This is a genomic window from Nitrosospira lacus, assembly GCF_000355765.4.
Classification (GTDB): domain Bacteria; phylum Pseudomonadota; class Gammaproteobacteria; order Burkholderiales; family Nitrosomonadaceae; genus Nitrosospira; species Nitrosospira lacus.
Genome location: NZ_CP021106.3, coordinates 673,038 through 686,898 on the forward strand (window position 1 = coordinate 673,038; position 13,861 = coordinate 686,898).

A 13,861-nucleotide genomic window follows, 5' to 3' on the forward strand; every position below is an offset into this window, starting at 1 on the left:
TTCCTCATCACTATTTGATAGACGGGTTTTCTCAATGGCAGATCTTGTTCATAAGCTCATTTTCAAGTCCGCGGATCTTTTTCCTGACAGGGAGGCGCTGGTTTATCGAGATGAGCGGATAGGCTACGCGGTGCTGGCCAAGGCCATCGACTCGGCTGGGAAGGCGATGCTCGCTTTGGGACTTGATCGAGGGGAACGCGTCGCGGTTTATCTCGAGAAACGCCCGGAAACAGTTGCCGCACTGTTCGGCGCTACGGCCGCTGGAGGTGTTTTCGTACCTGTGAACCCTCTTCTCAAGCCGGAACAGGTGGCGTATATCCTGCGCGACTGCAATGTAAGAATCCTGATCACTTCAGCCGACCGGCTGAGACTGCTTGCTGCGGTTCTATCGCAGTGCCATGATCTGCATACCGTGATAGTGGTCAACCCGGGGGCGATTGCGCCGGTTATCGTCGGCTTGAATATCATATCCTGGGATGACGCCCTTGCCGCCGGGCATGGCAAGGCGCATCACGGTATCGATAGCGATATGGCAGCGATTCTTTATACTTCCGGCAGTACCGGCAAGCCAAAGGGTGTGGTCCTTTCCCACCGTAATCTGGTAGCCGGTGCTGCGAGTGTTGCCCAATACCTGAAAAATGATCCCGATGACCGGATTCTATCGGTACTGCCGCTGAGTTTTGACTATGGGCTGAGTCAGCTGACTACCGCTTTTCATGCGTGTGCGACGAGTGTTCTGATGAACTATCTGTTACCGCGAGATATCATCGAGATTGTCGAGAGGGAGCGCATCACGGGTCTGGCCGCAGTGCCCCCATTGTGGATTCAACTGGCCCAGTTGAATTGGCCATCGCACATTTTACTACGCTACATTACAAATTCAGGCGGAGCAATGCCGCGAGCAACTCTCGATTTACTGCGCAGCAAAGCTCCCAATACCCAGGTATTCCTGATGTATGGCCTCACCGAGGCGTTCCGTTCGACCTTTCTGTCTCCCGAGGAAGTGGATAGGCGTCCCGACTCCATCGGTAAGGCCATCCCCAATGCCGAAGTGCTGGTGCTACGCGAAGATGGGTCGCTGTGCGCTGCTGGTGAGCCGGGGGAGCTGGTGCATCGTGGAGCCCTGGTTTCCATGGGATACTGGAATGACCGGGAAAAGACCGCCGAGCGTTTTAAACCTGTCCCTTCCCGTCAGTCCGGGCTGACTATTCCGGAATTGGCGGTATGGTCGGGAGATACGGTGCGCATGGATGAAGAAGGCTTCCTTTATTTCATTGGTCGCCGTGATGAAATGATCAAGACATCGGGTTATCGTGTCAGCCCCACCGAAGTGGAAGAAGTGATCTACGCCACGGAACTCGTGGGAGAAGCTGCCGCCATTGGAATACCTCACCCGATACTGGGTCAGGCTATCGTTCTGGTCGTCACGTCGCGGAACGATGCGACGCTGGACCACGACGCATTGCTGGCTGCCTGCAAGCTTCATCTTCCGGCTTTCATGCTGCCCAGCCGGATCGAATCCAGGGAAGGTAATTTGCCGCGCAATCCCAACGGCAAGATAGACCGTAAACTGCTCGCCCAGACGCTGCAAAATGCTTTTATGGAACACGGCACATGAGTAGTCCCCGTCCCAAGCATGCTCCTGTGACGCAGTTTCCAATTCATGGCGACTGCCTCCAGATTGGTGGCATGTCCCTTACACGTCTGGCGCAACGCGTCGGCAGAACACCTTTCTATGCGTATGACCGGCAGCAGATCACCGAACGGGTTGCTTTCCTGCGCCAGCATCTGCCTGCCGAGATCCACCTCCACTATGCCATGAAGGCAAATCCCATGTCCGCAATCGTACAGCACATGGCCAGCCTGGTGGATGGAATTGACGTGGCATCGGCAGGCGAGATGAGGGTGGCGCTTGATACGCCCATGCCACCGCATCTGATCAGTTTTGCGGGACCGGGAAAGGGCGAAGACGAGCTCTCTTGCGCGATTGCCGCAGGCATCGTCCTGAATATGGAATCCGAGCAGGAAATGGAGCGTATCGCCAGCCTGGGTGCTCACCTTGGTATCCGTCCAAAAGTGGCGGTTCGCGTCAATCCTGATTTCGAGCTCAAGTCCTCCAGCATGAAAATGGGGGGTGGACCGAAGCAGTTTGGCGTGGATGCGGAGCGCGTCCCCGCCATGCTTGCCCGTATCGGTCAACTCGAACTTGATTTCGAAGGATTTCACATCTTCAGCGGTTCGCAAAATCTGAAGGCGGAGGCCCTCCAGGAGGCTCATGAAAAAACCTTTCAGCTCGGCATTTCTCTTGCTCAGCATGCGCCCGGGCCGGTTCGCATGCTGAACATCGGCGGCGGCTTTGGTATTCCTTATTTTCCGGGCGACGAGGCTTTGGATGTCGCAGCGGTGGGCAAGAACCTGCGGCGTCTGCTACCTGAAGTAAAACGGCAGCTTCCCGATGCATGCATGGTAATCGAATTGGGGCGATATCTGGTGGCGGAGGCCGGAATCTATGTGTGCCGCGTGCTGGAGCGGAAGGAGTCGAGAGGACAAGTATTCCTGGTAACAGATGGGGGTCTGCATCATCATCTTGCCGCCTCGGGAAATTTTGGCCAGGTCATCCGCAAAAATTACCCGGTCGTGGTCGGCAACAAGGTGCATGGTAATGACCGTGAAATTGTCTCGGTGGTGGGTCCTCTCTGCACCCCGCTGGATTTATTGGCGGACAGGATGGAAATGTCCAGAACCGAGATTGGAGACTTGGTGGTCGTCTTTCAATCAGGTGCCTACGGTCTGACCGCAAGCCCTACCGCATTTCTCAGCCATCCCGCACCCGTTGAAGTGTTGGTCTAGACTGCTAGACTGTCAGTAATAAAATGTTTACCTATCTGGAAGATAATGCATGTTGTATGCCGTGGCTGCAAGTGGGGCATCAAATAATCATTAACCAAAAATAATGGAACGGTAATGCTGAAGAAAATGAGGGGGCCATTTTGAGCGGGTTGTGTGGCTGGATAGGCTACGGCACCACAGTTAATGAGAACTTGCAGCTTGTTCAGCGAATGGCTGGACCGCTTACCCGCTTCGATGGCGGCGAGGCTCGAACACTGGCTGCGGTGAACAGCGGCTTGGCGGTTGCGGCAACCGGTGATGGTGCGCAGGTTTACCAGAAGGAAGGGCTGCTCGTGGCACTGTGGGGACGAGCCGGCCTTAGCGATCCTCGCCTGGCCCAGCTTGCGCGCACCGATGGCATGGCAAAAACCTTGGCTGACAGCTGGCTGGAAAGAGGAGAGAAAGTCTTAGAAAGTCTCACAGGGGCATTTTCCCTTTGTATCCTGCATGAAAGGGAAAATGTGGCCCTTTTAGCTATAGACCGTATGGGTATCCACCCGCTTTCCTTCCAGATTTCAGGCGGATGCCTGGTGTTTGGCTCATCGGCGGATGCCATCATTTTGCATCCGCAAGTGAAATCCGCGATTTCCCCGCAAGGCATCTATAATTATGTTTATTTTCACATGGTGCCCGCTCCCGGCACGATTTATCTGGAACAAAAGCGTCTTCTGCCCGGCGAATACCTGATCTACCGGAAGGGGAGCGTAGAGACTCATAAATACTGGGAAATGCGATTCCTTGAGGACGAGAAGCGACCCTTCAAGGAACTTAAGCAGGATTTTATGGATGTATTGCGCTCAAGTGTGCTTGAGGCGATTGGGAAAGAGGAAGTCGGGGCTTTTCTGAGCGGTGGAACCGACAGTTCGACAATCGCCGGTATATTGGGAGAGGTAAGTGGCCAGCCGGCCCGAACTTACTCCATTGGTTTCGATGCCTCAGGTTATGACGAAATGGAATATGCGCGTATTGCGGCCCGGCATTTTTCCACCCGGCATAAAGAGTACTACGTCACTCCCGATGATATTGTGACCGCTATTCCGCAGATCGCAGCGATTTTCGATCAACCCTTCGGTAACTCTTCCGCCATACCTGCCTTTTATTGCGCACGCATGGCTAAGGAAGATGGCCTGAGCCGGATGCTGGGTGGTGACGGTGGAGATGAGTTGTTCGGCGGCAACGTGCGTTACGCCAAACAACATCTTTTTTCCCTTTATGAGCAAGTGCCTTCAATGATGCGCAAGGGGCTGGTCGAGCCGCTGGTTTTTGGCATGCCCGGTGGAGCTGCCTTGCCTCTGGTGCGAAAGGCCCGCAGTTACATAGAGCAGGCATCAATTGCGATGCCGGCGCGTACGGAAACTTATAACCTGCTGGAGCGTTATGGCCATGGAGAAGTCTTTACCCCGGAATTCCTGGCTACTGTCAATGCGGGCTATCCCGCTAGCCTCTTGAATGAAATCTACCATCAGAACAATGCTGATAGCCTGATAAACCGCATGCTTGCTTTTGATCGCAAGTTCACGCTCGCCGACAATGATTTGCCTAAAGTGGCAAAAGCTTGCGAACTGGCGGGAATGGACGTGGCGTTCCCCCTTATCAGCGACCAGATCACTGCTTTTTCTTTGCGGCTTGAGCCTCAGCTTAAGCTTAAAGGCACGAAATTACGTTATTTCTTCAAAGAAGCGTTGCGAGGGTTTTTGCCGGAAGAGATTATCGCCAAGCAAAAACATGGCTTCGGCTTGCCTTTCGGTGTGTGGCTCCAACATCACAAGCCGTTGCAAGCCTTGGCTTCTGATAGCTTGACCGACCTCAAGTCACGGAACATCGTACGTGCCGATTTTATCGATACGCTGCTCGGGCAGCATCTGGATGAGCATGCAGGTTATCACGGTACCATGGTTTGGGTTTTGATGATGCTGGAGCAGTGGTACCGGCAGCACGGAATTCACGGACAGTAGCATTTTATTGCCCTCAACCCGGGATCCTATCCGCTTTTCTTTGTTGGGCCATGCGGCGTCCTGTCGCTGCATGTACGGTGGCCTGCTGTCATCCTGGGTGATGTGTGTGCAAGCGGGCGGCCGGAGTGATTCTATTGCTTCCGGCAGCAATTGCGCCGGATATTTTGCCGCCACTTCATCCGCCATATGGTTTCCCCGGCCGATGCCTGAAAAGTTTTCAGGCGCGGCTGAAGGGCAAGTGTGCCAGAACCCCCCTTCAGACTATATCCCAGGATTATGTGATCGAAGGCGCGTAATGCGCTACTCTACTCTGTGAAGCTAGCGGAAGTCATTCTGGCTTCCGCTCATTGTTTCTGGAGAGAAATCACATGACGTTGGAGACTGTTTTCTTGATATCTGCCGCCACTTGCGTAAACCGGCAAGGTCCCCCTGGCTTGGGGCGGACCTGTGCAACACATCGCTGACCAGCTCCGCCAGGCAGGTTGTGTCGCTGCGGCTGCAAGAACCGGTCCGGCATTTCACCGTATTCTCGCCCGCTTGGGCGCCGTCAATTCGGGAATTTATTCGGTGTGTTCCGGATGATCGTCAACGTCATCTCCAATTCATCCGCGTGAGGGGCGACCGCCGTTTTACGCTTATGCCGTTGCGAATATCGGCATAGGTCGAGGCGCAAGGAAAAAATTCCGTGCTTCAGGTAAGAATGCTGTCTATGATGTAAGAAAATCTCCAAATAGACGACTCACGGTAGGCATGCCATGATTCCGACCATGCACCATGCAATCGATAATGGAGGTTTCCTGAGAGATCCATGCAGTCGATCAATGGGGTTTTATCACGTCAATTTTATCCACAGGCAACCGCCATGACCGAGATTGCTCTGGTGCTCGTGTGCAAGCGGCCGTCATCGGGCCTCGCAAAACAGCGGCTGGCCGCAAGCCTGGGAAGGGAGGCGGCGGAGCGAATTGCCGAAGCGCTCCTCGCCTGTGCACTGGAGGACGCGGACGATTGGGACGGTCCGGTAGTCATCGCTCCAGCGCATCCCTCGGATCATGCCTGGGCCGATACGCTTTTACCGCGGTCGCGGCCGAAAGTGCGCATACAGCCACAAGCAGCGGGTAACCTGGGACAACGGTTGAACGGCCTGGATCGTGAACTGCGTAGAATGGGACTCGAACAGCTGGTTTACATCGGCAGTGATGCGCCCGCGCTTACGCCTGTCGATTACGCCGCGGTCAACAATGCCCTGTCTGCCCATGACAGCGTGCTGATGCCGGCGGAAGATGGCGGCGTGGTGCTGATGGCAAGCCGCCATGAGTGGCCGATGCTGGGCGGTTTGCCGTGGAGTACTGCTCGCCTGGGTACAGCGCTAGCGGATTGTTGCCGCGCGGGGGGGCAGTCCGTCGCTACTCTTAAGCATGGCTTCGATGTGGACGAACACGGTGATCTCGTTCGATTGGCGACGGCACTGAGAATGGATCAACGTCCGGCACGGCGTGTATTACACGCGTTGGCTTGTGATCTCGTTCAACAAGGCCAACCGAGGGAAGCAGGGCATGTTTAGCTTTAGTGCGATCATTCCCTGCTATCACGACGAGGCGAAGCTGGCCGATCTGCTCAACCAGTTGCAGAGCCTGCCGCATCGGCCGCTGGAAGCCGTGGTGGTGGATGGCGCTGACGACAAAGCGTGCCGCGAAGTGTGCGAGCAATACGGAGCACGCTGGCTGGCGGGGGAGCCTTGCCGCGGGCGCCAATTACTGGCGGGGGCGGCGCTGGCGCAGGGTGACGTACTATGGTTTTTGCATGCTGACAATCGCTTGCCTCCCGATCCGGTGACGGCAATGGATCTCGCCATCAAGCGTGGCGCGGTGGGGGGCTATTTCCGATTTCGGTTCGATACTCCTCGCGCCTGGCCAGCGTTGCTGCTGGAACCGGCCATCGCATTGCGTTGCCGGTTTGGCGTTCCCTACGGGGACCAGGGGCTGTTCATGACACGCCAGGCCTATGCTGGCGCTGGCGGCCATTCGCCCTGGCCCTTATTCGAAGAGGTCTCCCTGGTGCGCGGATTGCGGCGCCTGGGGCGCTTTCTGCCTTTGCGCGAACCGCTCTTTGTCGATCCACGCCGCTGGCATCGCGATGGCTGGTGGCGGCGTACCTGGGTAAATCGCAATCTGGCGCTGGCTTTTGCGCGCGGCGTCGCGCCTGACCAGCTTGCGGTTCGCTACCGTTCAACAACTACCTGATTTTCATAACGAGGCGATTACCATGCATGACATTGTCAAGCAATATTACGGCGAAACCCTGACCAATTCACGTGATCTCCAGACCAACGCCTGCAAGACCGACGCGGGCTTGCCCGACTATGTGAAGCCGATACTGGCGCAGGTGCACAATGAGGTGTTGACCCGCTACTACGGCTGTGGGCTGGTGCTCCCCGAGTTGCTGGAGGATCTGACCGTACTCGATCTGGGTTGCGGGGCGGGCCGTGATGTCTACGTAATATCCAAACTGGTGGGGGAGCATGGCAGGGTAATCGGGGTGGATATGACTGAAGAGCAACTGACAGTTGCGCGCCAGCATGAGGAGTATCATCGCAAGGCGTTTGGTCATGCCACCGGTAATGTTCTTTTTCTGCATGGCTATATCGAGCGCCTGTGCGAGCTCGAGCTGGCGGATAGCAGTGTGGACGTCATTGTGTCCAATTGCGTGATCAACCTTGCGCCCGACAAGGCGGCGGTGTTACGCGAAGCCTGGCGTGTTCTCAAGCCAGGCGGCGAGTTGTATTTTTCCGATATTTATACCGACCGTCGCGTACCCGGGGCGCTTGCCGGCGATCCGGTACTCTACGGCGAATGTCTGGGTGGAGCACTCTACTGGAATGATTTCAACCAGCTTGCGCGGGAGCATGGTTTTGCCGATCCGCGCCTGGTGGATGACCGTAAGATTGCCATTGGCAAAGCGGAACTGGCGGCGCGCGCCGGGAACATCCGCTTCTATTCCGCCACCTACCGGTTATTCAAGCTCGACAATCTTGAGTCGGCCTGCGAAGACTATGGCCAGTCAGTGGCTTACCGAGGGACGATACCGCATCACCCCCACTTGTTTGTACTGGATAAGCACCACCGTATGGAAACCGGAAAGCATTTCCCGGTCTGTGGCAACACATGGCGCATGCTGCACGATACTCGCTTCGCTGAACATTTCGAGTTCTACGGTAACTTCGAGCGGCACTATGGCATTTTTGCCGGCTGCGGTATGGGGCTACCTTATAATGACACCGCAAATGATTCCGAGAATAATCGTGCGGGCGGATGTTGTTAGTGCAAGCCGTGAAAGTCGCTCCCGCCAGCGCCGCACAGCCCGGCAGGTCCGAACACTGGCAACGTACTCCGGGTGATGAACGGCGTGGTTTTATCCAGCCGCATGCACTGGAGGAGTTGTGGTTTCACACGGGTACCGCCTGCAACCTCGCCTGCCCTTTCTGTCTTGAAGGCTCAAAACCGGGAGATGATCGCTTGCAAATGCTGCGGTTGGGCGATGCCATCCCATTTGTGGACGAGGCGCTCGACCTTGGCGTCAAGCAATTCTCCTTCACCGGGGGCGAACCTTTCATCAACAAGGATATAATAGCTATCCTCGATTACGCATTGATGCATCGGCCTTGCCTGGTGTTGACCAACGCAACCGAGCCGTTACTCAAGCGTCTGCAACAGTTGGAATCATTACGTAAGCGGCCGCACCCACTGAATTTCCGCGTTAGCCTGGATTATCCTGACGCCGTCCGGCATGACGCCGGGCGCGGCAGGGGCATGTTTGCACGCGCGCTGGAGGGCTTACGCAGACTTCATGACATGGGGTTCCGCGTATCGGTGGCGAACCAGCTCTTGCCGGACATCGCGCCGGATGCGGTCGCGGCGCATTTTGCCGACATTTTTCGTGCTGCCGGTTTACCCGGGGATTTGCCGCGTATCGAATTCCCCGAATTTCATCCCCCTGGCACGCGCGTAACGCTACCGCAAATTACCGAGCACTGCATGACGGCCTTCCAGACCGAGGAGACACGGCGCGCATTCATGTGCGCGTTCAGCAAGATGGTGGTGAAAAGCGGTGGCCGGATGCGTGTTTATGCCTGCACCCTGGTTGATGACGATCCGGATTACATCCTCGGTGAAACGCTGACGGAAGCCCTGCAAATACCCGTGAGCATGAAACACCATCGCTGCCATAGCTGTTTCAAATATGGCGCCACTTGTAGCGAAATGAAAACGGGAAAATAAATGGCTGCGCGCGAGTCTTGATTTTTAGAGGCACCCGGGATGAAACATTGGTGGTTGCTTATCATACTGGTGTTGTTGGCTGGATTGTTCTTCGCCTTTGATTTCCAGCGGTTCCTCAGTCTCGAAATGCTCAAGAACAGCCGGGATGAACTGCAACAAGCCTTTCAGGCGCAACCGCTGCAAGTCATTGGCCTCTATGCCGCGGCTTATATTGTCATAACCTCGCTTTCCCTGCCCGGCGCAACGTTGATGACGTTGGCCGGCGGTGCCGTCTTCGGGCTGTGGGTGGGAATTGCAGCGGCGCTCATCTCCGCCAGTATCGGCGCAACCGTGGCTTTCTGGACGGCACGCTACCTGTTTCGCGATGCCGTGCATCACCGCTTCGGCGGCCATATGACTGCAATCAATGCCGGCATTGAGCGTGACGGCGCATTTTATCTCTTCACTTTGCGCTTGGTGCCGGTATTTCCTTTTTTCGTGATCAATCTCCTGATGGGGCTTACCGCCATGCGAACCGCAACGTTCTTCTGGGTCAGCCTGCTAGGGATGCTCGCCGGCACTGCGGTTTATGTCAACGCAGGAACCCAGTTAGGCACACTGACCAGTTTGTCCGGCATTTTGTCGCCATCGCTGATCGGATCGTTTGTTCTGCTGGCCGCCTTTCCGTGGCTGGCACGGCTGGGGCTGGAGCGTGTCAGGGAGAGCAGGGTGCGCGGCCACTGGCCCAGGTCGTCCAGGCCACGCCGATTCGATCGCAATCTGGTGGTTATCGGGGCCGGTGCGGCGGGCCTCGTAACATCATACATAGCAGCCAGCACGCGCGCCAAGGTTACATTGATCGAAGGCTACAAGATGGGCGGTGACTGTCTCAATTTCGGGTGTGTGCCTTCCAAGTCGCTGATTCGTTCGGCCGGCTTTTTGCGACAGGCCCGGCACGCCAAAGACCTTGGCATTGCCAGCGCAACCGTCGACTACAACTTTGGTGACGTGATGGCGCGTGTGCATCGGATCATCCGTACGGTGGAACCGCATGATTCAGTGGAACGCTATACGGAACTGGGGGTGGAAGTCATTCATGGCAATGCGCGCATTACCTCCCCCTGGACCGTGGAGGTCAACGGGCGGACCATAACCACCTGCGCTATCGTCATCGCCACCGGCGCTGCCCCCGCCATCCCCCCGATTCCGGGATTGGAGCAGGTGTCGTACTATACGTCCGACACCATCTGGTCGCTTACCGAACGCCCGGAGCGGCTGGTCGTGCTAGGTGGAGGGCCGGTAGGCTGCGAGCTGGCGCAGGCATTTGCACGCCTGGACTGTCAGGTCACGCAAGTGGCGAAAACGTGTTTGATGGAACGTGAAGATGCGGATGCCGTTGCGCTGATTGAGGCGGCGTTGCGCGCCGATGGCGTGCGCGTATTGACTCAGACCGAGGCTATTCGCTGTGAGCGCGCATCCGGTCAGCAATGCTTGATGGTACGCTACCAGGATGGAACCGAGGAAGCACTTCCGTTTGATGCCATGCTGTGCGCAGTGGGAAGAACTGCCCGGACCAAGGGCTTCGGGCTGGAGGAATTGGGAATTCCCATTTCACCCAAGCGTACCATTGAAACGGACGCGTGGCTGCAGACACTTTATCCCAACATCTACGCTTGCGGCGACGTGGCGGGGCCATACCAGTTCACCCACGTTGCGGCGCATCAGGGCTGGTATGCAGCAGTCAATGCACTGTTTGGTGCCGTGAAACGCTTTAAAGTGGATTACTCAGTGATTCCCTGGACCACGTTTACCAGTCCTGAAGTCGCCAGGGTCGGGTTGTCGGAGGATGAAGCGAAGAAGCAGGGTATTTCCTATGAGGTGACACGCTACGGGCTGGAAGACCTCGACCGCGCTATTGCGGATGAAGCGGCACATGGCTTTGTCAAGGTGCTCAGCGTGCCGGGTAAGGATCGCATTTTAGGCGTGACCATTGTCGGCGATCACGCCAGTGACCTGCTGGCGGAATTCGTGCTAGCGATGAAACATGGTCTCGGTCTCAACAAAATACTCGGCACGATCCATACTTATCCGACTTGGTCGGAGGCCAACAAATACGCCGCAGGCGAATGGAGACGCGCACATGTGCCACATCGACTGCTTGATTGGGTGGAAAAATATCACGCCTGGCGGCGAGGCTAGCAGGTTGCCATGAGCATGAAAATATCGTCGACAACGCAGTATGTGATGTTAGCCGCGACATTATTGCTGGGATCTTGGAGCCTGTCCGGCAATGCCGCTTCACAAAAACTGGTTTTGACTGGCGCCAGCACGATCGCCCCGTTGGCGGGAGAGATCGCACGGCGCTTCGAGGCATTCCATGCCGGCACGCGCATAGATGTGCAGACCGGAGGCTCCGCGCGCGGCATTAATGATGCCCGCAAGGGAATTGCCGACATTGGCATGGTGTCCCGTGCCTTGAAACCCGAGGAGAAGGATCTGCGCGCGCATACTATTGCCCTGGATGGTGTGGGCATCATTCTCCATGCAAGTAATCCGGTCGCCGTGCTAAGCACGCAGCAGATTGCCGGGATTTATACTGGCAAAATCCTCAACTGGAAGATCGTGGGGGGGCGCGATGCACCCGTCACTGTGGTCAACAAGGCCGAAGGACGCTCAACACTTGAACTGTTTTTGAGCTATTTTAAATTGAAGAACAGCGATATCAAGCCGCAAGTGATCATTGGAGACAATGCGCAGGGGATAAAGACCGTAGCTGGCAACCCGAATGCCATCAGCTACGTTTCCATAGGTGCGGCCGAATATGAAATAACGCATGGCACGCCGATCAAGCTGCTGCCGCTCAACGGCGTCGCGGCATCGGTGATCAATATACGTAACGGCACTTTCCCGCTGTCGCGGCCGCTCAATCTGGTGACGCGGGAAGTGCCGCAAGGACTGGTACGGGATTTTATCGAATTTACCCGCTCGGAGCAGGTACATGATCTGGTCGAAGCACAATATTTCGTTCCCATCAGCGTCCGCTGACACCATGCCGTGGATAAGTTGATACTCAGGCTGCTGTGCGGTGGAGCAGGCATCGCCGCGACCCTGGTGCTGCTGATTCTCTTGTTCCTGGCGGTCGAGTCATGGCCTGCGCTACGGCATATACCGGCCGGGCGCTTTCTCACCGATCCGTCATGGAGCCCCGGAGAAAACATGTACAACCTGGCGCCGATGCTGTCGGGTACGCTCTACGCCGCAGGCGGGGCGCTGCTGGTGGCAGCGCCGTTAGGTATCGCTTCTGCACTGTTTGTTGCCTATTACGCCCCGCCTCGCGTTGCCGGCATATACCGGCGACTGATCGAGCTGTTGGCGGGCATTCCTTCCGTGGTCTATGGTTTTTGGGGTTTGACCACACTTGTGCCGCTGATTAACCAATTACATCCGCCGGGGGCCAGTCTGCTGGCCGGAATTCTGGTTCTGACACTGATGATCCTGCCTACCATCGCATTAACCGCGCATGCTGCGCTATTGGCCGTCCCCGCAGAATATCTGCGCGGTGCGGCGGCGCTGGGCATGTCACGCTGGGGCATGATTCGCGGGGTTGCCCTGCCGACGGCAAGACCCGGCATCGTGGCCGGCATAATGCTCGCCGCCGGCCGCGCCATCGGTGAAACCATGGCCGTGCTGATGGTTACGGGCAACGTGGTGCGGCATGCGGATAGCCTGTTTGATCCGGTGCGTACGCTTGCCGCTAATATTGCGCTGGAAATGGCCTACGCCATGAATGACCATCGCGCTGCCCTGTTTGTATCAGGCCTGACACTGATGCTGATGGTCATGGCGCTCTCGGGCGTAGCCGGCTGGCTGGCGAGAAATCGTCATGCCTGAAGCAGTTTCCATGAAGCTGGCGCATGTCCATCGGGATCGCCTCGCGCAACTGGCCGTTTGCCTTGCTGCGTTCGTGGTCTGCGCCGCGTTTGCGTGGATAGTCGGTGATCTAGTGCGCGGCGGCCTGGGGCATCTTTCCTGGGGTTTTCTTGTCGATTCGCCGCGGGATGCCGGCCGTGCCGGCGGCATCGGTCCGATTCTGGTTTCCACCCTTCTTATCTTGCTGGTCGCCCTGATGGCGGCGCTCCCACTGGGATGGGCGACAGCCGCGCTGCTTGCCGAATATGTGTCCGCCAACAGCGGTTTTGGCTACGCGGTGCGCTACAGCCTACAGGTGCTTGCCGGGGTGCCTTCCATTGTTTTTGGCCTGTTCGGCAATGCTTTTTTCAGTATTTATCTGGGTATGGGATTCTCCATTCTGTCTGGCGGCCTGACTCTGGCCTGCATGCTGCTGCCCATTCTCGTCAGTACCGCCGAGGCGGGTTTGCGCGCCGTTCCCGATTCGTATCGCCTGTCCGCCGCCGCATTGGGCATGTCGCGTGCAACAACGCTGTTCCGGTTGCTATTGCCGGCCGCCGCGCCGGCGCTGGCCGCGGGCCTCCTGTTAGGGATCGGACGCGCCATCGCCGAAACCGCGGCACTATTGTTCACCAGCGGCTATGTCGACCGCATGCCGGGTTCGCTGCTGGACTCCGGGCGCTCCCTGGCGATACATATCTTCGATTTATCCATGAACGTATCCGGTGGCGATACGCCGGCGCACGCGTCGGTATTGGTACTGATCGCCGTGCTGCTGTTCATCAATATGGTCGCCATGCGGCTCACCGCCCGTTGGCAGCACGGAAAAATGGTACCGGAATGAACTTAAAAGTG

The 13,861-nt window shown here is 56.9% G+C and carries 11 protein-coding genes; all 11 read left to right on the plus strand.

Translation table 11 applies throughout. The features are described from left to right. The first annotated feature begins 34 nt into the window (after nt 1-34). Nucleotides 35-1,618: an acyl-CoA ligase (AMP-forming), exosortase A system-associated gene (locus EBAPG3_RS03090; protein ID WP_004175780.1), complete on the plus strand. Its 1,584-nt coding sequence runs from the start codon at nt 35-37 to the stop codon at nt 1,616-1,618. Continuing rightward, nucleotides 1,615-2,850, plus strand: coding sequence for a pyridoxal-dependent decarboxylase, exosortase A system-associated (locus EBAPG3_RS03095; protein WP_004175775.1), 1,236 nt, complete (start codon nt 1,615-1,617; stop codon nt 2,848-2,850). The genes EBAPG3_RS03090 and EBAPG3_RS03095 overlap by 4 nt, the downstream gene beginning before the upstream one ends. Before the next feature lie 140 nt (nt 2,851-2,990). Then, nucleotides 2,991-4,844, plus strand: coding sequence for an asparagine synthetase B family protein (locus EBAPG3_RS03100; protein WP_004175773.1), 1,854 nt, complete (start codon nt 2,991-2,993; stop codon nt 4,842-4,844). Nucleotides 4,845-5,706: 862 nt separating this feature from the next. After that, a complete protein-coding gene (locus tag EBAPG3_RS03105) occupies nt 5,707-6,405 on the plus strand; it encodes a TIGR04282 family arsenosugar biosynthesis glycosyltransferase (RefSeq protein ID WP_051048954.1) in 699 nt (232 codons plus the stop codon). Then, nucleotides 6,398-7,084 (plus strand): TIGR04283 family arsenosugar biosynthesis glycosyltransferase, encoded by a 687-nt coding sequence (locus tag EBAPG3_RS03110; protein ID WP_004175765.1) that lies wholly within the window; start codon nt 6,398-6,400, stop codon nt 7,082-7,084. Before EBAPG3_RS03105 ends, EBAPG3_RS03110 begins: the two co-directional genes overlap by 8 nt. Before the next feature lie 22 nt (nt 7,085-7,106). Continuing rightward, the gene (locus EBAPG3_RS03115; RefSeq protein WP_004175763.1) at nt 7,107-8,162 is read left to right on the plus strand and encodes a methyltransferase domain-containing protein; all 1,056 of its coding nucleotides are present in this window, start codon (nt 7,107-7,109) and stop codon (nt 8,160-8,162) included. Beyond that, complete coding sequence (locus EBAPG3_RS03120; protein ID WP_051048946.1) at nt 8,153-9,118, plus strand: radical SAM protein; 966 nt, start codon at nt 8,153-8,155, stop codon at nt 9,116-9,118. The genes EBAPG3_RS03115 and EBAPG3_RS03120 overlap by 10 nt, the downstream gene beginning before the upstream one ends. A 39-nt stretch (nt 9,119-9,157) precedes the next feature. Then, nucleotides 9,158-11,296, plus strand: coding sequence for an FAD-dependent oxidoreductase (locus EBAPG3_RS03125; RefSeq protein ID WP_004175760.1), 2,139 nt, complete (start codon nt 9,158-9,160; stop codon nt 11,294-11,296). A 9-nt stretch (nt 11,297-11,305) separates the two neighbouring features. Then, complete coding sequence (locus tag EBAPG3_RS03130; protein WP_004175758.1) at nt 11,306-12,142, plus strand: phosphate ABC transporter substrate-binding protein; 837 nt, start codon at nt 11,306-11,308, stop codon at nt 12,140-12,142. A 9-nt stretch (nt 12,143-12,151) separates the two neighbouring features. Continuing rightward, entirely contained in the window at nt 12,152-12,988 is an 837-nt protein-coding gene (gene pstC, locus EBAPG3_RS03135) for a phosphate ABC transporter permease subunit PstC (protein ID WP_004175756.1), read from the plus strand. Next, the gene (pstA, locus tag EBAPG3_RS03140) at nt 12,981-13,850 is read left to right on the plus strand and encodes a phosphate ABC transporter permease PstA (protein WP_004175754.1); all 870 of its coding nucleotides are present in this window, start codon (nt 12,981-12,983) and stop codon (nt 13,848-13,850) included. The genes pstC and pstA overlap by 8 nt, the downstream gene beginning before the upstream one ends. The last annotated feature ends 11 nt before the right edge of the window (nt 13,851-13,861 follow it).

What these genes read in the sequence shown, in the direction of transcription:
- EBAPG3_RS03120 (WP_051048946.1), top strand. Translation starts at nt 8,153, where the DNA reads ATGTTGTTAGTGCAAGCCGTGAAAGTCGCTCCCGCCAGCGCCGCACAG.
- pstA (WP_004175754.1), top strand. Translation starts at nt 12,981, where the DNA reads ATGCCTGAAGCAGTTTCCATGAAGCTGGCGCATGTCCATCGGGATCGC.
- EBAPG3_RS03090 (WP_004175780.1), top strand. Translation starts at nt 35, where the DNA reads ATGGCAGATCTTGTTCATAAGCTCATTTTCAAGTCCGCGGATCTTTTT.
- EBAPG3_RS03110 (WP_004175765.1), top strand. Translation starts at nt 6,398, where the DNA reads ATGTTTAGCTTTAGTGCGATCATTCCCTGCTATCACGACGAGGCGAAG.
- EBAPG3_RS03115 (WP_004175763.1), top strand. Translation starts at nt 7,107, where the DNA reads ATGCATGACATTGTCAAGCAATATTACGGCGAAACCCTGACCAATTCA.
- EBAPG3_RS03105 (WP_051048954.1), top strand. Translation starts at nt 5,707, where the DNA reads ATGACCGAGATTGCTCTGGTGCTCGTGTGCAAGCGGCCGTCATCGGGC.
- EBAPG3_RS03125 (WP_004175760.1), top strand. Translation starts at nt 9,158, where the DNA reads ATGAAACATTGGTGGTTGCTTATCATACTGGTGTTGTTGGCTGGATTG.
- EBAPG3_RS03095 (WP_004175775.1), top strand. Translation starts at nt 1,615, where the DNA reads ATGAGTAGTCCCCGTCCCAAGCATGCTCCTGTGACGCAGTTTCCAATT.
- EBAPG3_RS03130 (WP_004175758.1), top strand. Translation starts at nt 11,306, where the DNA reads ATGAGCATGAAAATATCGTCGACAACGCAGTATGTGATGTTAGCCGCG.